This is a genomic window from Paenibacillus sp. MMO-177 (assembly GCF_037147795.1).
Classification (GTDB): Bacteria; Bacillota; Bacilli; order Paenibacillales; family Paenibacillaceae; genus Pristimantibacillus.
The window spans coordinates 143,120-164,869 of sequence record NZ_JBBCUR010000011.1 but is presented as its reverse complement, the minus strand read 5'-3'; the positions used below and the strand labels follow the sequence as shown (position 1 = coordinate 164,869).

At 50.5% G+C, this 21,750-nt stretch carries 22 protein-coding genes; 11 read left to right on the top strand and 11 right to left on the bottom strand.

Annotated elements, in window-relative coordinates; all coding sequences use genetic code 11:
- Positions 1-19: 19 nt before the first annotated feature.
- Positions 20-1,132: a sporulation protein YunB gene (gene yunB, locus WFK81_RS26120; RefSeq protein WP_336789753.1), complete on the bottom strand. Its 1,113-nt coding sequence runs from the start codon at positions 1,130-1,132 to the stop codon at positions 20-22.
- A gap of 164 nt (positions 1,133-1,296) precedes the next feature.
- Complete coding sequence (locus tag WFK81_RS26115) at positions 1,297-1,776, bottom strand: nucleoside deaminase (RefSeq protein ID WP_336789749.1); 480 nt, start codon at positions 1,774-1,776, stop codon at positions 1,297-1,299.
- A gap of 200 nt (positions 1,777-1,976) precedes the next feature.
- Here WFK81_RS26115 and WFK81_RS26110 point away from each other — a divergent pair, with 200 nt between their 5' ends.
- Positions 1,977-2,462 carry a hypothetical protein gene (locus WFK81_RS26110; RefSeq protein ID WP_336789747.1) on the top strand — a complete coding sequence of 162 codons (486 nt, stop codon included), beginning with the start codon at positions 1,977-1,979 and terminating at the stop codon, positions 2,460-2,462.
- Positions 2,463-3,479: 1,017 nt separating this feature from the next.
- Here WFK81_RS26110 and WFK81_RS26105 read toward each other — a convergent pair.
- The 3 genes from WFK81_RS26105 to WFK81_RS26095 form a co-directional block, all read right to left on the bottom strand.
- Positions 3,480-5,324: an LTA synthase family protein gene (locus WFK81_RS26105; protein WP_336789784.1), complete on the bottom strand. Its 1,845-nt coding sequence runs from the start codon at positions 5,322-5,324 to the stop codon at positions 3,480-3,482.
- Positions 5,325-5,529: 205 nt separating this feature from the next.
- On the bottom strand, positions 5,530-7,620 hold the full coding sequence (locus WFK81_RS26100; RefSeq protein ID WP_336789745.1) for a YhgE/Pip domain-containing protein: 2,091 nt from the start codon (positions 7,618-7,620) through the stop codon (positions 5,530-5,532).
- A gap of 93 nt (positions 7,621-7,713) precedes the next feature.
- Positions 7,714-8,310, bottom strand: coding sequence for a TetR/AcrR family transcriptional regulator (locus WFK81_RS26095; protein ID WP_336789743.1), 597 nt, complete (start codon positions 8,308-8,310; stop codon positions 7,714-7,716).
- Between the two features lie 190 nt (positions 8,311-8,500).
- Here WFK81_RS26095 and WFK81_RS26090 point away from each other — a divergent pair, with 190 nt between their 5' ends.
- Positions 8,501-8,896, top strand: a complete 396-nt coding sequence (locus WFK81_RS26090; RefSeq protein ID WP_336789741.1) for a DUF2500 domain-containing protein — start codon at positions 8,501-8,503, stop codon at positions 8,894-8,896.
- Between the two features lie 15 nt (positions 8,897-8,911).
- On the opposite strand, the gene WFK81_RS26085 is transcribed toward WFK81_RS26090, so the two are convergent.
- On the bottom strand, positions 8,912-9,925 hold the full coding sequence (locus tag WFK81_RS26085; protein ID WP_336789739.1) for a substrate-binding domain-containing protein: 1,014 nt from the start codon (positions 9,923-9,925) through the stop codon (positions 8,912-8,914).
- Between the two features lie 126 nt (positions 9,926-10,051).
- Between WFK81_RS26085 and manA the strand changes: the two genes are divergently transcribed.
- Both manA and WFK81_RS26075 read left to right on the top strand, forming a co-directional pair.
- Positions 10,052-10,999, top strand: coding sequence for a mannose-6-phosphate isomerase, class I (gene manA / locus WFK81_RS26080; protein ID WP_336789737.1), 948 nt, complete (start codon positions 10,052-10,054; stop codon positions 10,997-10,999).
- A 157-nt stretch (positions 11,000-11,156) separates the two neighbouring features.
- Entirely contained in the window at positions 11,157-12,038 is an 882-nt protein-coding gene (locus WFK81_RS26075) for an ROK family protein (RefSeq protein WP_336789735.1), read from the top strand.
- 50 nt (positions 12,039-12,088) lie between these two features.
- Here WFK81_RS26075 and WFK81_RS26070 read toward each other — a convergent pair whose 3' ends face one another.
- Entirely contained in the window at positions 12,089-12,679 is a 591-nt protein-coding gene (locus WFK81_RS26070; protein WP_336789733.1) for a hypothetical protein, read from the bottom strand.
- 34 nt (positions 12,680-12,713) lie between these two features.
- Positions 12,714-12,929, bottom strand: coding sequence for a DUF6199 family natural product biosynthesis protein (locus tag WFK81_RS26065; RefSeq protein WP_336789731.1), 216 nt, complete (start codon positions 12,927-12,929; stop codon positions 12,714-12,716).
- 230 nt (positions 12,930-13,159) lie between these two features.
- Here WFK81_RS26065 and WFK81_RS26060 point away from each other — a divergent pair, with 230 nt between their 5' ends.
- From WFK81_RS26060 to WFK81_RS26045, 4 genes are read left to right on the top strand one after another with little or no spacing between them, the layout of a single operon-like run.
- Positions 13,160-14,719: a spore germination protein gene (locus WFK81_RS26060; protein ID WP_336789729.1), complete on the top strand. Its 1,560-nt coding sequence runs from the start codon at positions 13,160-13,162 to the stop codon at positions 14,717-14,719.
- A 19-nt stretch (positions 14,720-14,738) separates the two neighbouring features.
- The gene (locus tag WFK81_RS26055) at positions 14,739-15,830 is read left to right on the top strand and encodes a GerAB/ArcD/ProY family transporter (protein ID WP_336789727.1); all 1,092 of its coding nucleotides are present in this window, start codon (positions 14,739-14,741) and stop codon (positions 15,828-15,830) included.
- Positions 15,827-17,002: a Ger(x)C family spore germination protein gene (locus WFK81_RS26050; protein ID WP_336789725.1), complete on the top strand. Its 1,176-nt coding sequence runs from the start codon at positions 15,827-15,829 to the stop codon at positions 17,000-17,002. The genes WFK81_RS26055 and WFK81_RS26050 overlap by 4 nt, the downstream gene beginning before the upstream one ends.
- 1 nt (position 17,003) lies before the next feature.
- Entirely contained in the window at positions 17,004-17,225 is a 222-nt protein-coding gene (locus WFK81_RS26045; RefSeq protein WP_336789723.1) for a hypothetical protein, read from the top strand.
- A 49-nt stretch (positions 17,226-17,274) separates the two neighbouring features.
- Here WFK81_RS26045 and WFK81_RS26040 read toward each other — a convergent pair whose 3' ends face one another.
- The gene (locus tag WFK81_RS26040; protein ID WP_336789721.1) at positions 17,275-18,753 is read right to left on the bottom strand and encodes a methyl-accepting chemotaxis protein; all 1,479 of its coding nucleotides are present in this window, start codon (positions 18,751-18,753) and stop codon (positions 17,275-17,277) included.
- Between the two features lie 145 nt (positions 18,754-18,898).
- Between WFK81_RS26040 and WFK81_RS26035 the strand changes: the two genes are divergently transcribed.
- From WFK81_RS26035 to hxlB, 3 genes are all read left to right on the top strand, one after another.
- Entirely contained in the window at positions 18,899-19,294 is a 396-nt protein-coding gene (locus WFK81_RS26035; RefSeq protein ID WP_336789719.1) for a winged helix-turn-helix transcriptional regulator, read from the top strand.
- 176 nt (positions 19,295-19,470) lie between these two features.
- A complete protein-coding gene (gene hxlA, locus WFK81_RS26030; protein WP_336789717.1) occupies positions 19,471-20,100 on the top strand; it encodes a 3-hexulose-6-phosphate synthase in 630 nt (209 codons plus the stop codon).
- Between the two features lie 6 nt (positions 20,101-20,106).
- Entirely contained in the window at positions 20,107-20,658 is a 552-nt protein-coding gene (gene hxlB, locus WFK81_RS26025; protein WP_336789715.1) for a 6-phospho-3-hexuloisomerase, read from the top strand.
- A 232-nt stretch (positions 20,659-20,890) separates the two neighbouring features.
- Here the strand turns inward: hxlB and WFK81_RS26020 are convergent, their stop codons facing one another.
- Positions 20,891-21,130, bottom strand: a complete 240-nt coding sequence (locus WFK81_RS26020; RefSeq protein ID WP_336789713.1) for a hypothetical protein — start codon at positions 21,128-21,130, stop codon at positions 20,891-20,893.
- Between the two features lie 284 nt (positions 21,131-21,414).
- The gene (locus WFK81_RS26015) at positions 21,415-21,741 is read right to left on the bottom strand and encodes an NIPSNAP family protein (RefSeq protein WP_336789711.1); all 327 of its coding nucleotides are present in this window, start codon (positions 21,739-21,741) and stop codon (positions 21,415-21,417) included.
- Positions 21,742-21,750: the final 9 nt, after the last annotated feature.

Sequence of the window (21,750 nt, the reverse complement as noted above, 5' to 3'; positions counted from 1 at the left end):
GGGGATGCCCCTTTATTTGTTATCCGCCGCCTCCAGCATTGGCTGCATTGTTATTGCCGGCGTTGTTCGAAGGCAGCGGAGTTACGCCTGGATCCAGCTGCTCCTTCAGCATGCTTCCGTCCGACGGCTGGGTAACTCCTTGCCCCTTTGACATAGGCAGCGAAATATTCGGAGCGTTAGGCGCGGATTCGCCGACCGGCTTGCCTTCATTATCGTAGTAATACATAGGCACGTCTCCAACAACAAGCAGATACGAGATCGGGATTTCGGTTTCCACAATTTGCGGATCCGTCTCAAACGGGACGATAATGGCAACCTCGGATACGATATGAATATACACTTCGATCAGAATCATATTGATCCCGGCGTTCGTCTGGCGCGTGTTCAGGTCCACCTTCACGGCTCCCACCGGCTCGAACTTGACGGGAATTCTCGGACCGTAAGTCGAGATCAGGGCACTGCCCAGCGCGTTGCCGACCGGGATATGCTCGGGGATTTCCTTCAGCTCGTCAAGCGTAGCCTGCACCGTCTTGATCGTCTCCGACCGGATTTTCGTATGCTCGGCATAGTTCAGCATAAAGCCGGATACTTTGCCGGCGCTGTTCATTTTCCAATCGATCAGCTTCTCGAAATCGGCATTGCTGACAACCTCATCCGTCGTGGCCTTGTTAATCGCCTGTGTAGCGACCTGCTTGATCCGCAGCTGCGCGACCTTCATAAGAGGCGGACGCAGATGCTTTTCGATATAAACAAGGGATTGAATAGTGCCGAACAGCAGAATAAGAACCGAGATGATAATCCATAGCTTGGTGCGCCGTTTGCCGGATCTAAGCCTTGTTCCGCCGCTTCCGCTGCCCGCCGAGCTGATGCTCATCGTTTTGACGCCTCTTCCAGTCGGTCTGACCGGGTGTTTGCGAGGCTGCCACATCCCGCCCCAGCCGCCCGCTGGCTTTGGCTTTCGAGGCGACCGCCACTTGCTTGTTCCCCATGGCTTTGGCGTGCTGCCTGGAGAGGAGGTTTTGCTTCCCCAGCTGACCCGCTTCACCTTTGCAAAAGGACGGTTAGACCATAGTTGCTGCCGGCTCAGGCCAAGTGACCGAAGCATCCAACCTCTTCGTCCCCATTTCGTCACTTCCATCGCCTCCTAAAAAGAATTGCCAAACAAATGACCGTATCGTGATCATTTGTGGAAATTCTTACTTCGTAAGCCCGTACCTCTACATGCTTATGCAGGGCAAGGACAAAAAAGACGACCTCTCGTTAGGGGACAACCATGCCGGCAACTACTGTTTAACCTTAGTCCCAGTACCCTTTGTGTACCGCTACTACCTCTTCTTCAAGCTCGGGAAAAGGCCCAATGACTTCAATCGGCTTCTGGCCTTTAGCAAAAATGTCCCGGCAAGGCAGATTAAACGTCGGATTCTGCTCGTGGTCGCCCGTCAGCTTCAGCAGCGCTTCCTCCGTCGCGGCGTAGACCACTTTTCCGACATTACCCCAATAGATAGCACCCGAGCACATCGCGCATGGCTCAAAGGTGGTGTATAGGGTGTAGTTCCACAGGTCATGATGCTCGTATCGATGGGAGGCTTTCTCCATCAGCGCGGTTTCGGCATGGCCGGTGCACCGTCTTTCCGTAAGCTCCACGTTCTCCTGCTCCAGCACAATCTCGCCCCGCTCGTTCACAAGAATCGCGCCAAACGGCGTATTGCCGTTCTCTCTCGACCTGCGGGACACCTCTATGCAATATTTTAAATAATAAGTATGGTCCTGATTCATCCTCTCTCGCTCCCTTCGTTTCCCTTATCATAGTCAGAGCGTCGCAAGGAGTAAACGAGCCCGCGGCAACTTTGTGGCGGCGACTAATCGGAAGCCCGCCTCTTTAGTTGCCGCGCACAGAAGGGAAAGCCGCTTCGTATGCGGGAGACGCTTGTGCTATAATAGCCGAAGCACATTTTGGATAGATGATGGAGGATGTTATGTTAACTTTTGACGAAAAGCTGGCTATTATTGAATCGTTCCCGGAGCTGACGCGGACCAATGTATCTTTGGGGCGTGTGAACTTCCAGTTCGAGAACAGCTTATATGACCGCAAAAATGTCGTGTACCACCTGCACCCGAACGGTAACGGCTTCGTCTATGCCGGGCTGCTGCGCAATTTCAGCCAGGACGAAAAAGGGATGATCAATATCCGCGACTACAACGAGCTTCAGCTGCGGACGCTGCTCCGCCAATCGATCGATTCGCTCTCCGTACGCGAGGAAGAGCCCGCTCCCAAGCCGTCGCGCAACCGCAAAAAGAAAGACCAGCTATGGACCAACGAAGAGAATCAAAGTCTGACGGTAAAATGGGAAGACGATATGTGGTACGTCTATTCCGGTCTTAATCTGGAGATGGCGTTCGAAGCGTACGGCGAGGTAGAGGAATACATGAAAGAAGAAGGGTTCCGTCGGGAGCAGAACTAAGCGAAGGATGATGGAATGATGGTGGAAGGATACCGGATTAAGCCCGTCATTCCGAAAATGTATCTCCTTCCAGTCGCTGTTGTCATTCTGAATTATTGAATTAACTCGTATTACGAGAATTCAGAATGACAAAGGCGAGCGTTCCACTCTTCCAGGAGATACATTTCCTTCACTCCTCCTACTCCGACGGTGGGAGTAAGCAGAGAAAGGGCAGCCCAATGAATCTGGGCTGCCCTCTTCTTATGTCAGCTTAATATCTACTACCCCATGGCTAATTGATCAAATAAGACGGCTCTTCCGTGTTATAGGCCGCTTTGACTCATTGCGAGCAGCCAACGGGAGCGAATAAGACGGCTTTTCCGTGTTACAGGCCGCTTTGACTCATTGCAAGCAGCCAACGGGAGCGAATAAGACGGCTTTTCCGTGTTACAGCCCACTTTGACTCATTGCGAGCAGCCAACGGAAGCGAATAAGACGGCTTTTCCGTGTTACAGACCACTTTGACTCATTGCGAGCAGCTAACGGGAGCGAATAAGATGGTTTTTCCGTGTTACAGACCACTTTGACTCATTGCGAGCAGCCAACGGGAGCGAATAAGATGGTTTATCCGTGTTACAGCCCACATTAGACCTTTGCGAGCGGCCAACGGGAGCAAATAAGACGGCTTTTCCGTGTTACAGGCCGCTTTGACTCATTGCAAGCAGCCAACGGGAGCGAATAACACGGTTTTTCCGTGTTACAGACCACTTTGACTCATTGCGAGCGGCCAACGGAAGCGAATAAGACGGCTTTTCCGTGTTACAGCGCCCCATCAGCTCCTTATGGCGGAAATGGATGGTTATATATTCCAATTACATCCGTGCTGGATGGAGGAGTGAAACGTTCGCCGTTGCTTTCACTTTGCATCATCTAGAACATAGTTCAAAGCAAAGTGAAAGCAACAACGGCCGTAAGGAAATCCATTTGCGTCATGACGGAGCTAGAATTCAGCCGCATTCGTCATGTAGATCCTGCAATTCACGGAGTCCTCTTAGGCAACTGTCGGACATACTTGTCCGAGAGACTCATCAGCTTCATGATGTAGTCGTAGTCGCTGCGATACTGGGAGAAGTCCTGAACGGGCTCCATCGTTTTGAGCGAGTAGGCGGTGCCGTCGTCAAAGCCTTTGCCCGGAACGAACAGGATATCGTTATTGAAGAACGATCCTGTCGGCAGATAATACCGCATGCCAAATACGTTATGGTTAATGTTCAACAGGTCATGCCCGAATGGAACAACCCCTTCGTCTGCCGGCTTCACGCCCAGCAGGTTCGCAACGGTTGGCATAATATCAAGCTGCCCGCCCGGCTGCTCTACGACATGGCCGCTGCTTTGACCCGGAACATGGATAATCAAAGGAATGTTGAAACGGCTGAGCCGGTCATCGTAATGAATGCCCAGCTGCTGGCTGATCTCCGCCGCGCTGGCTTTCTCCGGCTGCAGGCCAAAGTGGTCGCCATACGCTACAAGCACGGTGTCGTCCCACATGCCGTTCGCCTTCAGGCGGTCAATCAGCGTGCCAAGCGCGTAGTCCGTGTAATGGACAGCCTGCAAATAATTGCCGAGCTGCGTTCCCTCCATGGATGCCGGCAGGGTCAAATCCGTCCGGTCCTTCGGCACTTCGAACGGGAAGTGGCTGGAGACGGTCACCATCTGCGCGTAAAACGGCTTCTTCTGCTCGTGCAGCGCCTGCAGCTTGTCTACGGCAACCCGGTACAGCTCCTCATCCGATGCGCCAAATGCATTAAAATGATCATCCGTATAAAACGGTTTGTCATAATAGTGGTCAAACCCAAGCGCCGGATAAAGCTTATTCCGGTCCCAGAACGTCACATCGTTTACGTGAAACGTGTTGGCTTCATACCCTTTGCTCTCCAGCATGCGCGGCATGCTTGGCAACTCGCGGTTGCCATAACCCGTCGACATGGCAATCTCGCCCGTCGGATAAATCGAGGTGTTCGACATAAACTCCGCATCCGAGGTGTTGCCCTGGCCGATCTGCTGATAGATATGAGGGAAATAATAGCTCTCGTCAGCCAGCTTGTTCAGCACGGGCGTCAGCTCCACTCCGCCTACCGACAGATGAAGCGGAAAGTTCTGAAAAGCTTCCATCTGGACAACGATCACGTTCTTCCCTTGCGCGGTTCCGAATTGGATAGCCGGCTTCCCGGGTTGATCCTGATAAGAATAGGAAGACATCAGCTCGTTAATATCCGCTTTGGTCTGTTCGATATCTCCGCTGCTCGCCATCGCTTTCTCGCTCTGGTTATTCCAGGCTGCAGCAGCCTGATACCCGATAAAGCCCAGCCCTTCGGCTTGCTCCAGTTCATTCGGAATATCGCTCCCGGCATAAACCAAGCTTCCGGATACAACGACACATACCAGAAGGCCTCCGATAACGAGACGCAGCTGTCCGATTCTATTACGTCCCGGAACCCGGGTTCCTCTAATCAAACGAACGATATACAAGATTGCAAGAATCGCAAGATCCAGAAAATAAATATAATAGCTAACCTTAATTAGCGATCTTACGCTGTCTTGTATTTGATTGACTTGATCAAGCGCTTTGAGGGCCGTATACGTCGGCACGGAACCGTAATAACTAAAGTATACGGTTGACGCAAAGAGCAGAACGGACACAATCAAATTCACCGCCCAGTACGCGATTCCTCTCCATCTTGAGCCCGTAATAAGCTCCACGATAAGGAGCAGCCCAAGCCAAGCCGCCGCATCCGCCAGAAGGCCGTTCCACTGCAGCTCTCCGAACAGGAACACCCGGAACAGGACGGATTTCAGCAGCAGCAGAAGCCAAATTCCGAGCATCGGCGACCGCCGGTAATCATCTTTGTAGAACGATAGCAATGTACTCACTCTCCCATACGAAAAAAGAAAAGAAGCCGTCAAATGACGGCCACTTTGTTCAACTACTGATTCTATTAATATTAACCGATTTGCTAGTAAGAGAAAAGAGGAGCAGGATGGATGTTCCATGACAATTAATAGATGGCTATCCAGCCTGCCTCTAAGCTTACGCAGCTGTCGTGACGTTCTCGGCGGAGCTCTTCGACTGACGTTTGAAGTACAGGAAGGTTAGTGCCAGGAACACGACGGCAAAAGCGCCAAGGACAAGCATCTGCTCGCGCATCAGGGCATAATCGCCGCTTGCGATAATCGTCTTGAAGCCGGTAATCGCATGGGTCATCGGCAGCCAAGGGTTCAGCTTCTGCATCCAATCCGGCAGCAGTTCAAGCGGGAAGGTGCCTGCGCTTGATGTCAGCTGGAAGATCATCAGCAGAACAACCAGGAAGCGTCCCGGATTATCCAGCCAAGTAACAAGCGCTTGAATAATAAACGTATACGCCAGACTTGTCAGAATGGTAAAGAATACAAAGAGCGGCACGCTTGTTACGTCAATCTTCAATCCATACAGGAGAACGGCATCGGCAATCAAGGACTGCAGAAGGCTTATCGTCACGTAAGTCAACGTGCGGCTCATGAAACGGCCCATCGCCGAAGCGCCCAAGGTGTACGAATCGCGCACCGAGAATACCGTCGTATAAACAAGCGCGCCCATAAACAACGCCAGCGATAAGAAGTAAGGAGCAATACCAAGTCCGTAACGGTCAAGCTTATGGTCGGTATTTTCTTTTACGACAACCGGCTCCGCAAACATATTTACGGTATTGTCGCCATCCTTGATGCTGCCGGTCTCCGCAGCGGCATCATTCAGCTTCGCAGCAAGCTCGCCCGAGCCGTTCACGAGCTGCTTAGAGCCGTCCTTCAGCTGTCCCGCGCCTTGATCCAGCTGTTTCGAACCGTCCGCAATGCCTTCGACACCGCCGGACAGCTTGCCAAGTCCATCCTTCAGCTGAGCGGCGCCGCTATTCGCTGCTTTTGCTCCGGCCGCCAGCTGCTCCGCGCCGGCACCTGCTTCCTTCAGCTTCCCGCCAAAGGTCTCAAGGCCGGCCGCCAGTTTTTCCTGACCCTGGCTAAGCGAATTTGCGCCTGCATATAGTTGCTCCTGGCCCAGAGCCAGCTTGCTGCCGCCGGCCAGAAGCTGCTCTTGCCCTTCCTTCAGCTGCGCGCTGCCCGCCGCGACCTGCTTGCTTGCCGCGAGAAGCTGTTTCAGCGCCTCGTTATCCTGCAGCTCCGGCGTCCCCGCCATCAGCTGCTCGAGTCCTTTTGCAACCTGGGCCGCACCGTCGGCTACCTGCGCGCTTGCCGCGGCAGAAGCGGTTAAACCTTGCTTCAGCGCAGCCGCGCCGTCTTTCGAAGCCTTTAATCCTTCGGCCAATTGGGCTGCGCCAGCCTTGGACTGCGAAGCTCCGTTCTCAAGCTGACGCTCGGCTGCGGACAATTGCCCCAGACCGCCAGCTAAGCTCGATGCCCCAGAGGACAATTGGCTGGTGCCTTGGCTTAAGCTTGCAGCGCCATCGTACAGTTTGGATACGCCGCCGCTGAGCTCGGAAGTGCCGCTAGCCAGCTTATTGAGGTTTTCCTTCAGCGTGGCAATGCCGTCATCCAGCTTGCCCGCTCCGTCCTTCAATTCAGTTGCGCCTTCTCCAGCTTTGCCAAGACCGTCCGAGATCGTTCCTACCTGTTCGAACATGCTGCGGGTATACGCTTCGGTAATTTGCGTGTTCAGCTTCGAACGCAATTCTTTCATCGCGCTGTTGCCGATCTGACCGGCCACAAAGTTATATTGGCTGTTCGGCTCGAAAATCAGCTCCGCCTGAACCGGATTTTCCTGCGTTAAGGTCGCTGCGTTTTCCGAGAAATTGCTAGGCACGGTGATGGTCATGTAGTAATCGTTATGCTCCATGCCATCCTTCGCCTGCTCTTCGCTAACGAAATCCCATTTGAAATTATCGCTTTTCTTCAATTCGTCAACGAAGTCTTCCCCGACATTCATCGTTTTCCCTTCATAAGTCGCCCCTTTGTCAAGGTTAACAACGGCTACGGGTAGCTTGCTCGTCTGGCCGTAAGGGTCCATCGAGCCGTCAATCAGTATGCTGCTGTACAGCATGGGAAGCAGGGCGACGCCAATAAAAGAAAGCAGCAGCATTCTTTTCGTCGCCAGAGTTTTCATGTCCTTGAGGAAAACTTGAATCGGCCTCATGTTCACACATCCTTCTTTCGGTTGAATAACTGACTAAATTCGTATTTCGGTCATTTTTGACCAAAAAAACAGCCCATTACAGGCTGGAATTTTCTAAGATCGGGATTCCTTCACAATGCCTTTGGTGATAAGCATCGCGATGTTCTCCTTAATCTGCTCTTTGGTGAGCGGCTCGCTATGCGACTTGTTCCATTCCGTTGCAAGACCTAGATACAAGCGGAAGATCATATAGGATGTGATTGTCGTATCGCATTCCCTGACTTCGCCTTTCTCAATCGCAACATCCAGCTTCTGCTTCAGGAACTCAAGCCCAAACAGCTCGATCCGCCGGATCCCCTCCAGCGCCTGGACAGTGCCGATATCCCTAACCTCCTGAGCCAGCTTCACGAACAGCTCATGATCCGAGCGGAATTCGAGGATAGAATCAAGCAGGCTGAACACGCTATGAATAAATGAACGCTCATTGCCTTCCATATCAAATCCGCAGTTCATCGCTTCCTTCAATTCGATCTCGGCCTTGTTCAAAATCGCTTCGAACAGCTCCTCCTTCGTCTTGAAAAAAGTATAGATCGTGCCTTTGCCTACGCTTGCGATCTTGGACACCAGATCCATTGTGGTCGCTTTGTAGCCAAATTGCGCAAACGACTGCGTCGCTGCCTTCAATATTAACGCTTTGCGGTCAATGGACATGAGCCAATCTCCTTTCCTTCTACAGTCATGAACCTTCGTAAAATGACCAAAATTCAATTCCGGTCAATCAGTCACGTTCCATTTATAACATATTCGGTATCGCAAGATCAAGTGCAACTTTTCTTCTCTTCCATACGTACAATCAACATATTACATGCCCATATCCTGGGAAGCATCGGAGGAGCAAGGAATGAACAACGGCTTTGGACCGCCAATGGGATTTGATCTGATGATCACTATTATCCCCGTTATTATTGTAATCGGATTCGTTATCGTTATCGGAACCGTCATTTTTCGCGGCGCGAAGTACGTGAAAAACGCAACCTCGCCCAAAGAATCTACTTTTGCTAAGGTTGTATCCAAACGAATGGACGTAAGGCAAAGCTCCCATAACCATGATGGCCACGTCAGTCATTCGTCCCATACTTATTATTACATCACTTTGGAGTTCGTTGACGGCCAGCGCCAGGAATTCCTGGATGTAAAAAATCTGTACGGCCTTGTTGTGGAAGGCGATACCGGTTATGCCGCGACGCAAGGCGAGTGGATTGTCGCTTTCGAGCGCAACAGCGGAGCAAGCATTTAAACAAATAAAAGAGGCTCATGTCAGACTTCTGACTGAGCCCCCCATACGAAGTATAGGCGCGGCACTGCAGCGCACGGCGGGACTGTCGGGCTGCCGGAGCATGAGACCAAGCACGTCGACCGCTGCGGTGCATAGCGCTTTTTTATTGACCGCCATCGTCGTTAACGGAGGACTCGTCTCCGCGGACATGGCAAGCCCGTCAAACCCGATGACCGATACATCGCCGGGTACCTGCATGCCCCGTTTATCCAGCTCCTTCATGAGCAGGAGGGCAATCCGGTCATTTCCGCAGAAAACTGCCGTAGGGTATTCCCCCTCCCCGAACCGGTCGCAATAAACCGACAATTCCTCCTGCGTTCGGCTAAAGCCTTCCGACTCCAGCAGGCATACGGAGAAGTCGGGCTGCAGGTTATTTTCCAGCATGGCCTTCGTATAACCAAACCAACGCTCCTCATGACTGGTCGTCAGGTTAACCGGCGCAATACAGCCGATCCGTTTGTGACCCGCATCAATTAAAGAGTTAACCGCGAAGCTTGCCCCTTCGATATTTGCCGAAGTAACGGCGGACGCCTCGATATCCCGGTAATAGGAATCAAACAGCAGCATCGGCTTTACAAGGGTCTGCTGCACTTTTAAGATATAATCCTTCTCCAATATGCCAAATGCGATAATCCCCTGACAGTCGATATGCTGAACCAGCTCGGGGAGGATACGCTCGTCTTCCTGGGCCATGCTGATTCTCACAATAACCGCGCTGTAGCCTTCCTCCTGCAGCCGGCTGTCCAACCCCCAAATCAAATCATGATAAAACAAAAAATGCTCGTTATCCTCATGACTCATAATTCGTTCCGGCACAAGCACAAGAACCGGAGCGCTAACGGAGGATTGGCCTTCATTCAGCGGATATCCAACCTCTTGAGCAGTCTGGATAATTTGCTGCCTCAGCTCTTCTCCGATTCCCTTCTTATTAGAAAGCGCCAATGATACCGCATTGCGGGATATGCCCAGCTTATCGGCGATCGTTTGCATAGATATTTTTTTTGGTCGCGGCATTCTTCAACTTCCTCTGTTCCTATGTTATAATCAATTTACTTTACAAATGTTTATATTGTCAAGTTTAGTAAAGTTGAAATCGATGACTTGGAGGGATCAAGATTGGCGAATCAACCGATTTTCCTGGAACCTGTATTTCAAGAACGAATTTGGGGCGGCAAGCAATTAAGAGAGCAATTCCATTACGATATTCCGTCTGATCGCACCGGGGAATGCTGGGCAGTCTCCGCTCACCCTAACGGTCAAAGCGTTGTTCATAACGGTCCTTACAAAGGGCTTAAGCTTGGCGAGTTGTGGGATCAGCAGCCGCAGCTGTTCGGCTCCGAAGCGGTTAAATTCCCGCTTCTGACCAAAATTCTCGACGCCTCGGACGATCTGTCCGTGCAGGTGCATCCGGATGATGCCTATGCGCAGGTGAACGAGAACGGCGAGCTTGGCAAGACCGAATGCTGGTACATCCTTGGCTGCGAGCCGGGGGCTGAAATTATTTACGGCCATTCCGCGGCTACGAAAGAGCAATTAAAGCAAATGGTTGATGCAGGCGAGTGGAATCAGCTGCTTACGAAGGTAACCGTGAAGCCGGGCGATTTCTTCTACGTCCCTAGCGGCACTCTCCATGCGCTTGGCAAAGGCATTCAAGTGCTTGAAACGCAGCAAAGCTCGGACACCACTTACCGGATCTATGATTACGACCGGACAGATGATAAAGGCGCGACACGCGAGCTTCATTTGGATAAAGGCATTGAAGTCACTACCGTGCCCCATGTGGATGCAGAGACATCCTTCTCCACGGAAACCATAGGCGGCACCGAGGTAACAACCTTTGTATCCAACAGCTTCTTTACGGTTCAAAAATGGAACACGAGCGGCGAAACGGCATTCCCGGAGCCGGTTCAATTTACGATCTGCAGCGTCCTAGAAGGAGCTGGCGAGCTGGAAAATTCCACGGGCAGCTATCCGCTGAAAAAAGGCGACCATTTCATTATTCCGCTGGGCTTCGGAAACTTTACGCTTCGCGGCCAGCTTGAGCTTATTATTTCGCACGAATAGCAGAGTGAAGCTTACGAAGCAAGATTTACCACGAACGGCCAAATACTAGGCCGTTCGTGTGGCAATTCTTTAGCACTATGCTTACGAGGCAAGATTTACCACGTACGGCCAATAACTAGGCCGTTCGTGTGGCAATTCTTTTGAGGAGGCAACGAACTTGCGTATTGGAGCAATTGAAGCAGGCGGAACAAAATTTGTATGCGGAATTGGCAACGAACACGGTGAAATCGAAGAACGGATCAGCTTGCCGACCGAGCACCCGGATTCCACGCTGCGCGAGGTCCTGAACTACTTCCGCGACAAGCAGGTTGAAGCTATCGGTATCGGCACCTTTGGACCGATCGATATCGATCCTGCCAGCCCTACCTATGGGTTTGTTACGACAACCCCTAAACCAGGCTGGTCCGGGTATGATTTCCTTGGCACGATGAAGCGCGAGCTTCCCGTTCCTTACGGCTGGGATACGGACGTAAACGCGGCCGCATTTGGCGAAGCCAAATGGGGCGCGGCAAAAGGGCTTAATAGCGCGCTTTATTACACGGTAGGTACCGGTATTGGCGTTGGCGTTTACACGGAAGGCAAGCTTGTTCATGGCCTGCTGCATCCGGAAGGCGGCCATGTTCTTACCCGCAGACACCCGGAGGATACATTCGCCGGCTTCTGCCCTTACCATGGCGACTGCCTGGAGGGCATGGCGGCAGGTCCCGCTATCGGACAACGCTGGGGCGTGAAGGCTGACGAGCTGACAAAGGACCATCCGGCATGGCAGATGGAAGCTTTCTATCTCGGCCAAGCCATTGCCAGCGCGATTCTGCTGCTGTCTCCGAAGAAGGTTATCCTTGGCGGCGGCGTTATGCATCAGGAGCAGCTGTTCCCGCTGATCCGCGCGGAAGTACAGAAGAACCTAAACGGCTACGCTTCGCACGAAGCGCTGCGTGAAGGCATTGATTCCTATATCGTGCCGCCAGGACTTGGCGATAACGCCGGTCTTTGCGGATCGGTCGCACTTGGAATCGACGCGCTCGATCGCCAGCAATAATGGAAGAAGGCCTTACCGGAATCGACCGGTAAGGCCTTCTTCGTTACATGCTATTCTTCCATCCGAAAAACGATCTCTACGCCTGTCGGCTTCCTTCTTAACGGCCTTTCGTATTCGCTGAATACAAAGGCAAGACCGGCAAGATCATCCGGAAGAGCGGGAGAAACAACAAAGCCGTAAGCGGAGTTCCCTCCGGAGCTTGTACCCTGGTCCACATAACAGCGATAACCTTCGCCCAGCTCCAGCTCGATATAAGCAGGCGTACGCATGGCCTCCTTCTCGCGTTCCCGGTAGTCCTCGTGAATGCTCAGGTTGACGACGCTGGCGTTCTCGTATTGCCTTATACCGGATAAGGTATAGACTCTATCTCCGCTCTCCACGCAACGGAGAACGGGCAAATGCTTGCGGAAGCCCGATGGCTCGACCAGCGGCAGATACACCTCTTCATTCATTAACAGGCTGAATATGGACTTCAACAAATCCGGGTACAAGCGATACCGGTCAGCCCAGTTCTCAATGCTTTTAAAGGGCGGAAATCCCGGGTTCTGGTTGGAAACCTCTCTTCGTTCTTCAAGCAAAGCGCAGAGCTGCTCGTCAATCTTGAATAAACGGGCATCGTAGTGATCCGTAGGACGTTCCATCGGCACTCTTCGCATCCTAATCCCCTCGCCTCTTCTATGAACTGTGCTTGCCTAAATCTCCGGTAATGAGAATGTAAATCCCCCAGCCTAGTACAATAACGGCTCCGAATCTGCTGAAACGGATGTAGTTATCGCTTGGACCCGAATTGCCGTCCGCGGCCCAGCCATGCTTCATATGCCAGCTTAAAGACGGGAACAGCCATCCCATAACTCCCGCAATAATGAAAATAAGCGAAATGAAAACTACCACGTTATCATCTCCAATTGTTCAACTGCCGAGCGAAACAAGGCCATCTCCGATCTTAGAAGGCCTGAATAATCCTCAATATAATCGACATTCCCATAGATGAAAATACCAAAATTTAGTTATTTGTATTAATTTTTAAACCTATTTTCCATTTCCGACGGACTAACCGGAACGGCAGTAAAATAGGACGATGTCCGCGAATATTACATACTCATTCTGCAAAAAGTAAATTTATGAGAAAATCTAGACTTTCACGAGCATTCGGCAAAAGAACGGCGCAAATCAATCCAAACATCATGAAGCAGGGTGAGCAGCATCCCCTCCATCCGAGCCTGGAGTTGAACAAACAGCAGCTTGAAGGGGTTTATTCAAGGTGCTCCGATTTCCATGTCCGTTACTTGCCGATCGGGGATAGCAATCAGGCCGTTATTTATTACATCGACGGACTTGCCAATGCTTCAAGAATCGAGCAGACGGTGATTGAGCCGCTTACGGGATTTAGTGGCGAGACGATTTCGGTCGGATACATGGCTGAGCATCTGATCACATCCGCTTCGTCAAAACTCTTGTCTACCTTTGAAGAGGTTATTAAACATTTATCGATTGGGGAGCCTGTGCTATTCCTGAATGATGAACCCCAAGGACTTGCGTTTGGCTTGAGCAGCTGGCAAACCCGATCCATTGAAGAGCCTACCGCCGAATCTGTCATTAGAGGACCGAGGGAAGGCTTTACGGAGACATTACGGGTCAATACAGCCCTTATTCGCCGGATCATAAAGAGCCCCTTGCTAAAAATGGACTCCTTTTGCATCGGCGAATATACGCAGACAAGCATTATCATTGCCTATATTGAAGGCCTGGCAGCGCCTGAGCTGATAAGCGAAGTCAAGGAGCGTCTCGGGAGCATACAGATAGACGGTATTCTCGAAAGCGGCTATATAGAGGAATTAATCGAAGATCACCCGCTGTCGCCATTCCCGCAAATCTTAAGCACGGAGAGACCTGACGTCGTCAGCAGCAACCTGCTTGAAGGCCGGGTTGTTATACTGACGGAAGGAACGCCTTTTGCCTTAATTGCACCGGTCACCTTCTTTTCGCTCATGCAGTCCGCGGAGGATTATTACCAGCGGTTTATGTTCAGCACGGCCATCAGGTGGCTGCGTTATTTTTTCGCCGCCATCTCCCTTTTGCTTCCTTCCATTTATGTAGCCTTGCTCACTTTCCATCAGGAGATGGTGCCTGGTTCGTTGTTATTCAGCATGGCAACCTCTCGCGAAGCCGTGCCTTTTCCCGCGCTCGTTGAAGCGCTGCTGATGGAGATTACATTCGAAGCCTTGCGTGAGGCCGGGGTAAGACTGCCCAAGCAAATCGGTGCGGCCGTCAGTATCGTAGGAGCGCTTGTTATCGGGCAGGCTGCCGTTCAAGCCGGTCTGGTATCGGCTCCCATGGTTATCATAGTTGCGATTACAGGCATTTCATCCTTTATGATTCCGCGTTATATAACCGGACTCCCTATACGGCTGCTGAGGTTCCCGTTTATCCTGCTGGCCGGGTCGCTTGGCCTACTCGGCATCATGTCGGGTCTTATCGCCCTTGTGATCCATTTGTGCAGCCTGAAATCCTTCAATGTGCCTTATTTATCAGGAGTGATGAAGAGTGAACTGAGGGATATCCTGATCCGGTCACCAATCTGGATGATGGACGCAAGGCCCGATCTCATTAGAACGACAAATAAATACCGGCAAGCGCAGGGCCAAATGCCGAATCCGGGGCAGGGCACGAATGACGAATGAAAGGGATTGGTGATCTGGAATGGACAATGGGAAAATTACTTCTTTTCAAATGTCGCTTCTGATGTACTCGGTTATATTGGCAACCGGTTTTATAACGATTCCCGCAATCTCTGCCCATTACGCCAGGAACGACTTCTGGCTGGCGCCTATCGTTGCCATATTAGCAGGTGGAATCGTGCTTGCCATCTCGATTAAGCTGCATCGCCTGTACCCGGATAAAAATCTGGTTCAATACAGTGAACTCATCATTGGCAAAGTACCCGGAAAAGTTCTTGGACTCGTCTATTTTCAATTTTTCGTATTTACGTGCGGCATTGTCTCCAGAGAATACGCCGAATTTGTCACAGGCAATTACTTATTCAAGACGCCTATGTTCTGCCTAGTGATTTTAATGGTTCTGCTGGCTGCATTTACTGTACGCGGCGGTGTTGAACTGCTGGTCAGATGCGCGTTATTGTTAACCCCGCTTTTTATTTTGCCATTATTTTTCTTGCTTTTATTAATACCAGATTTCGATATAAGCCATATTCTGCCGTTTATGAGCCATGGCATTATCCCGGTTATAAAGGGATCATTGGCACCGATCTCGTGGTATTCCGAATTTTTCATTATCGCCTTCTTCCTTCCCAGCGTTATCGATAAGAATAAAACCGTCAAATACAGCTTCCTTTCACTATTAGCCGTCTCTGCCAGCTTAACCTATGTTTGTCTGATCGCATTGTTCGTGCTTGGTCCCGATACGGCCAACAAGGTGTATCCGGTATTAACGGCTTTCCGGTATATCTCCAGGGCCGATTTTTTCGAGAATCTGGAGGCTTTGCTTCTCGCGATGTGGGTCGTTGGCAACTTCATAAAAATCGCGGCTGTTTATTACGCTGCCGTATTATCCTTCACCTCCTGCTTTAACCTGAAGGACTACAGACCCTTTGTATTTCCAATCGGCATTCTCATTGTTATTCATTGCTTCTGGGATATTCCCAGCTTCTTCAAGATGGCCGGATTTCTCGCCACGGTGGGATCGATTCATTTGTCAACCTTCATGCTTGCCGTGCCGTTCTTGCTGCTGATTATAGCCCTGTGCAGAAAACCATGGAGCAAGCATGTCTCATGAGAAAGATAATAATCGCTTTGATGATTGGTAGTTCCATGTTAACGCTCACCGGATGCTGGGACCGAACCGAGCTGAATGATCTTGCGCTGATAACGGCAACAGCCTTTGACAAAGGGATCCATAATAAAATGCAGGTTACCGTGCAGGTGATTATTCCTCAGAATCAGGGGAGCGGACAGCAAGCAACCGGAAGCAGCGGAGGAGGCGGTCCCCGGGCCATTACGCGCTCTGCGGAAGGAATCAATATCGAGGATGCCCTGTCCAAGCTTCAACGCAAAATGCCAAGAAGACTGTTTTGGGGACAATGCAAAATTTTTATTTTCAGCGAGGAGCTGGCGAGAACCGGGATCCGCGAGGAGTTTGATTTTCTCGTCCGGCATCCTGAGCCCCGGGAACGGGCTTATATGATGATCAGCAAAGGGAAGGCCGCAGAAACTCTTGACTTGATCCCGCCTATTGAACGCACCTCATCGGAGGCTTTGCGCGAGATCTCCAATCTGCATGACGGGCTGCTTGTAACGATGGAGCAAATGAGTATGGAGCTGAAAGGGGATGCCGAGACCACCGCCCTTCCGTTGGTCTACATACTGCCGCCATCCAAGCTGGCGGACAAGCCAACCCAAACCATCCCTTATATGCGAGGTGCCGCTGTCCTGAAGAAGGGCAAGCTGTCCGGCAAGCTTACGGAAAAGAGACTGCGGGGAGTCCTGCTGGTTAATAACGTCATCTCGGATTACAGCGTAACGTTCGATGTCGGGGGAAAGCAGGTTTCCCTGCATCCTGTAAAAACAAAAGTACGATTGACTCCCCATATCGAAGGGAATAACTGGTCGATGACCATTAAAGTTCAATCCATGGGAAGCATTGTTCAGAACAATACAAGCATGGATCCCATGAAGCCCGAGGTTCTCGAGGAAATGAACCGGGCATTCCGCGAGGATATTCATCGTCGGATCGAGACTTCCGTCCTCTATTTGCAGCAATTAAAGGCGGACGCCGTTCACTTCTCCAGCGTTTATCACAAGAAATATCCAAGAGAATGGGAGCGGGCAAAGGGGCAATGGGATGAGCAATTCGCTAAAATCAAAATTACTATGGATGTTAAAACCGATATTAAAAAACCGGGTTTAATTAACGCACCCGGCGGAATGCCATATGAAGAGGGGAAATAAAATGAGGCTGCAGTTTATTATATTCATTACCCTGGGAACCTTCCTGATCTTATGGCTGGAATGGCCGAAGTTAAAAAAATGGGGGTCGAAGGAAAAAACGGTGTTCTTCTCCCTCCTGGCGGTTATCTGGATTTTCTTGTTTCTCGATATTCCGGATACGCCGGGTACTCCTACCGTAGATGAATTCCTATTCAAACCGCTCAAAAGCTTAATTCAGCCTTAATATGCATAAAGAAAAAGCCAATGAAGCAGCGGCCTCATTAGCTTTTTCTCTATTCCCTTGTTCTCCGTTCGGTCATCTCGTTCAAATCGGAGGTCAGCTTGTCCAGCTGCAGGAAGCTCTCGACAATCTCAACAATCCGGCTGTCCTGCGTCGTCATGCTGGCCGACATCTCCTGGATTGCCGCCATATTCTGTTCCGTGGAACCGGCAATCGATACGATTTGACCGGTAATTCTCGTATATTGCTCCTGAAGCTGCTCCGCCGAATAGTCGACCTCGCCCGAATGGCTCTCCAGTTTATTGGCGTCTGACGCCAAAGCCCGCATCACATCGGCTACCTTGCGGGCTGCCGCCGTGCTGCCAATAACGGACTGCTGCCCTTCAACCACCTGCTCTGCCGCCAAAATCGTCTTCGTGCGGATGCTCTCCAAAATTTGCTCGATCTGCTCGGTTGAATGCTGGGATGTCTCCGCCAGCTTGCGGATTTCATGCGAGACAACGGCAAAGCCTTTGCCATGCTCGCCTGCGCGTGCCGCTTCAATCGCCGCGTTCAATGCAAGCAGGTTCGTCTGCGCGGAAATATGCTTAATGGTTGCCACAATCTCGATGATGCTCGCATTCTGCTCGCCGAGCTCATTCATGAGCTGCACGGAGGTATCGATCGTATCGTTAACGCGCTTCATCTCGTGCTCAAGATCAGCGGTTCCTTCGCTTCCGGCTTTGGTTAAGAGAGCTGAGCTTGCCGACAGTTCCTTCATCTCGGTGGAACGGTTCGCAAGCGAGGACACGGAAGCTTCGATATGGCGGATCGCTTCGCTGATGTCATTCATGCTGGACGTTTGAGCTTCCATGCTTGACGTAATTTCCGAGAAGGCCGAGGTAACTTCCTTGGAAATCGAACCGGCCGTTGTCATGTTGGATTTCAGGTTCGTGCTGAACGAATTCAGCTGTCCCGCCGAGGAAGAGACCTGTCCGACTAGCTCGAGCGACCGTTTGTTCTCCAGCATCGCCCGCTCGCCATGCTCAATAATATTGTGCTGCAGCCGCTCGCTGAACTTGGTCGATACATATAGCGGAACCGCCACCATACAGAAATACATAAACATCGTGGTTGGAGCGTTATCGCCGAAAATCTCGGTCTTGTCGGGACTAACGTAACAATAAACCGTCAGAAGGACGCCCATTAATCCGGAATAGCCAATCGCCCTGGAGTTGCCGTAAAGCGTCATGATGGCCAGATTGACATATACGAGAAAATAAGTCGTAATGATCGGTCCGGTTAACAATAACAGCAAGGTTAGCACGGTAACAATTGTCGAAATGAAATACATAATATAGTTCGTTAACCAGCGTTTATAGACCAGAATCGTTGCAGCGCCGCAGGTAAGCGTGCCTACGATAGCGAGGACGATAATCGAATCCATCCCGGCTCCGGTCAGAAAATCAACGGCTACGCCGAGTAACAGCATGACCCATATAATATTTACCAGCAGCTTGTTTCTTCGGTGCAGGGTCTCCCTATAATCCATTTATTCTCCACCTTTTTACCATAATATAGGCAATAATTTCGATCATACCATAAACCGATATTTTTCGACATCATCTTTAATAGACATGAACCCGATAATCTTGTAATCTATTGTGACACGGTTAGATAAGTGGAGGTGCTTAACGTTGGCGAAAGATATTCGTTCCCGAATTGAGATTGATCAAATCAACTGTGAAAAAGAACTAACCCTTGCGTTAATCGGAGGCAAATGGAAGCTTATCATCCTCTGGCATCTGGGCATTGACGGCACAAAACGGTTCAGCGAGCTGCAAAAGCTCATTCCCCATATCACGCAAAAGATTCTGACGAACCAGCTCCGCGAGCTGGAGGAGGATCAGCTTGTCAAGCGGACCGTCTATCCGGTTGTACCGCCGAAGGTCGAATATAAGCTGACCCCGCATGGAGAAAGCCTGGTGCCGATCCTGAAGCTGATGTACAACTGGGGCAAGCATTACGGCGAAGAGGTATTGGGCAGAACATCGGATTCGGAGCCGATTTCCCTTCAAGCAGCAGAAATTTAAACCGCATATTTCTGAATGAAAGCCGAGCAGACTCCGCATGGAGTCTGCTTTTTTGCGCTCCATAGTTTCCTGCAGGATACGGACTTACTTGAAAGTGCGTACTTCCGTAAATTCCGGTATCGCCCTAATATGAACTCATCGCTTTCAACACCCAAAATAAAGGAGAGAATCATATTATGGAACTGCAATTGGCGCTTGACCTGGTAAACATCCCGGAGGCAAAGGAAGTCGTGAAAGAGGTTGCCCCTTATATTGATATCGTTGAGATTGGTACCCCTGTTGTCATTAACGAAGGGCTCCGCGCCGTCAAAGAAATCAAAGAGGAATTCCCGTCGCTCAAAGTACTGGCCGATCTGAAAATTATGGATGCCGGCGGTTATGAAGTAATGAAAGCTTCTGAAGCAGGCGCCGACATCATCACCGTTCTTGGCGTATCCGACGATTCCACGATTAAAGGCGCGGTTGATGAAGCCCGCAAGCAGAACAAAAAGATTATGGTCGACATGATTAACGTAAAGGACATTGCAGCGCGCGCAGTGGAAATCGATAATCTTGGCGTTGATTATATTTGCGTTCATTCCGGTTACGACCATCAGGCAGACGGCAAAAACTCGTTCGAGGATCTGGCTACGATCAAACGCGTTGTGAAGCAGGCAAAAACAGCGATCGCAGGCGGCATCAAGCTTCAAACGCTGCCTGAAGTCATCAGTGCCCAGCCGGATCTGGTTATCGTTGGCGGCGGCATTACCGGCGCGGATGACAAGCAAGCCGTTGCCGCTCAAATGCAGCAGCTGATCAAAGGGTAATGGCCAATGCGTACGCCGAGTGCAGCATCCTCCATTCTTCAAGAGCTGGAACGCACGCTTGACGCGGTTAATCCAGGCGAGATCGAGGCTTTAATGAATCGGATAACGGAAGCGGACAAAATTTTTGTAGCCGGAGCCGGACGTTCCGGACTGATGATGCGGGCCTTTGCCATGCGCCTGATGCATATGGGCTTCCGCGCTTACGTCGTAGGCGAGACCGTTACGCCCGGTATTGCTGAGGGGGATCTGCTGCTCATCGGCTCGGGCTCCGGCGAGACCAAAACGCTGACAAGCATGGCCGCCAAAGCCCAAAGCATTGGCGCAGCCGTTGGCGTGGTGACCATTGTTCCGGAGTCTACCTTAGGAGCAGCGGCTTCCTCCCGGGTAACGATCCCGGCTGTAACCAAAGACAGCACTTCCGGAGGCTCCAGCCAGCCAATGGGCACCTTGTTCGAGCAAAGCCTTCTGCTTCTGCTGGATACGATCGTGCTGCACCTCATGCAGCGGCAGGAGCTGCAAGGGGCAGCCATGTACAACAATCACGCGAACCTGGAATAGCAGCTAGGCCGCCGTGAAGCCTAGAATTGAAACAGCGACAGCCTAGGACAAGAATAGGACTGTCGCTGTTTTATTTTCAAATGTTCTTGTCATCCGACATCTTCGATGTGGGACGACAAGCACTTCATAATTTCTCACTTCTCCTGCTGTCTATAAAAAATCAGCGTTACCGTTTTAAAATTCGGTAACGCTGATTTTTTATACCGTGATAAATCTTTTGTGGATCTCATGCTTAAAAGAAGAAATCTCCGTCAAAACCGTCAAACAGTCCAATTGCTAGCAAATCAAATAAAAACAGTGGTAAAAAGCATTTCGTTTCTACTGTTTTCCCTTTTTCCGGTCTTAACTGGGTAAGAATCACACGATTACCCTGAACTTGTGTCAGTGTTCCTGTAACGATTGTTCCGTCCTTCTTGACCGCATAGATCTTCTTGCCGTAATATTTCGAAATTTGTTTTTTACTGACAGCCATATGTCATTCCCCCTTTCATCTAAAGTTGTACTACTCTATTAATCTATTCAAACGCATTTAAAAGTTACTGGGATTTTAATAGAATCGGTTCATATCTCTAGTGCTTACATGAACAATTGAAGCAGACAAAAAAACACCCCGCTGCGGAGGCGGGTTCAAGTTCGTGCTATATAATAAAGGGGGGCCTTCATAACTGCCGATTCGTTGAGAAACGTGCAGCAGCCGATCATTATTGACCGGCTGCTGCACTGTTCTTATATTGAGCTATCGTTCTCCGTCCAAGTTCAATTTCCCAATCCAAAAAATTCAGCTTGATTCATAAAATATTCATCAATTTTTTCGACTATGAGCCCTCCGTTTTCTTCCGAGTTGCGTTTTACTTGAATCCATTCTATGTCTTTCTTAAACTGCTCCCATAGCCTTTGACGCTGCGCCATATCCTTATATTCCATCACATAATATAGTTTATTTTGGCCTGTTGCATCTATCCAGAAATTCACGACCTTCATTCCCAGTCTTGTAAAAATTCTAAACGTATGCTCCTTAAATCTGTCTTGAATGGCATCCATTCGACCTTCGTAAATCGTATAGATTCGCAACTCGTATAGCATGTTATTTCC

What these genes read in the sequence shown, in the direction of transcription:
- WFK81_RS26115 (WP_336789749.1), bottom strand. Translation starts at nt 1,776, where the DNA reads ATGAATCAGGACCATACTTATTATTTAAAATATTGCATAGAGGTGTCC.
- WFK81_RS26110 (WP_336789747.1), top strand. Translation starts at nt 1,977, where the DNA reads ATGTTAACTTTTGACGAAAAGCTGGCTATTATTGAATCGTTCCCGGAG.
- WFK81_RS26105 (WP_336789784.1), bottom strand. Translation starts at nt 5,324, where the DNA reads ATGCTCGGAATTTGGCTTCTGCTGCTGCTGAAATCCGTCCTGTTCCGG.
- WFK81_RS26100 (WP_336789745.1), bottom strand. Translation starts at nt 7,620, where the DNA reads ATGAGGCCGATTCAAGTTTTCCTCAAGGACATGAAAACTCTGGCGACG.
- WFK81_RS26095 (WP_336789743.1), bottom strand. Translation starts at nt 8,310, where the DNA reads ATGTCCATTGACCGCAAAGCGTTAATATTGAAGGCAGCGACGCAGTCG.
- WFK81_RS26090 (WP_336789741.1), top strand. Translation starts at nt 8,501, where the DNA reads ATGAACAACGGCTTTGGACCGCCAATGGGATTTGATCTGATGATCACT.
- WFK81_RS26085 (WP_336789739.1), bottom strand. Translation starts at nt 9,925, where the DNA reads ATGCAAACGATCGCCGATAAGCTGGGCATATCCCGCAATGCGGTATCA.
- WFK81_RS26070 (WP_336789733.1), bottom strand. Translation starts at nt 12,679, where the DNA reads ATGGAACGTCCTACGGATCACTACGATGCCCGTTTATTCAAGATTGAC.
- WFK81_RS26060 (WP_336789729.1), top strand. Translation starts at nt 13,160, where the DNA reads ATGAGAAAATCTAGACTTTCACGAGCATTCGGCAAAAGAACGGCGCAA.
- WFK81_RS26055 (WP_336789727.1), top strand. Translation starts at nt 14,739, where the DNA reads ATGGACAATGGGAAAATTACTTCTTTTCAAATGTCGCTTCTGATGTAC.
- WFK81_RS26050 (WP_336789725.1), top strand. Translation starts at nt 15,827, where the DNA reads ATGAGAAAGATAATAATCGCTTTGATGATTGGTAGTTCCATGTTAACG.
- WFK81_RS26045 (WP_336789723.1), top strand. Translation starts at nt 17,004, where the DNA reads ATGAGGCTGCAGTTTATTATATTCATTACCCTGGGAACCTTCCTGATC.
- WFK81_RS26040 (WP_336789721.1), bottom strand. Translation starts at nt 18,753, where the DNA reads ATGGATTATAGGGAGACCCTGCACCGAAGAAACAAGCTGCTGGTAAAT.
- hxlA (WP_336789717.1), top strand. Translation starts at nt 19,471, where the DNA reads ATGGAACTGCAATTGGCGCTTGACCTGGTAAACATCCCGGAGGCAAAG.
- hxlB (WP_336789715.1), top strand. Translation starts at nt 20,107, where the DNA reads ATGCGTACGCCGAGTGCAGCATCCTCCATTCTTCAAGAGCTGGAACGC.
- WFK81_RS26020 (WP_336789713.1), bottom strand. Translation starts at nt 21,130, where the DNA reads ATGGCTGTCAGTAAAAAACAAATTTCGAAATATTACGGCAAGAAGATC.
- WFK81_RS26015 (WP_336789711.1), bottom strand. Translation starts at nt 21,741, where the DNA reads ATGCTATACGAGTTGCGAATCTATACGATTTACGAAGGTCGAATGGAT.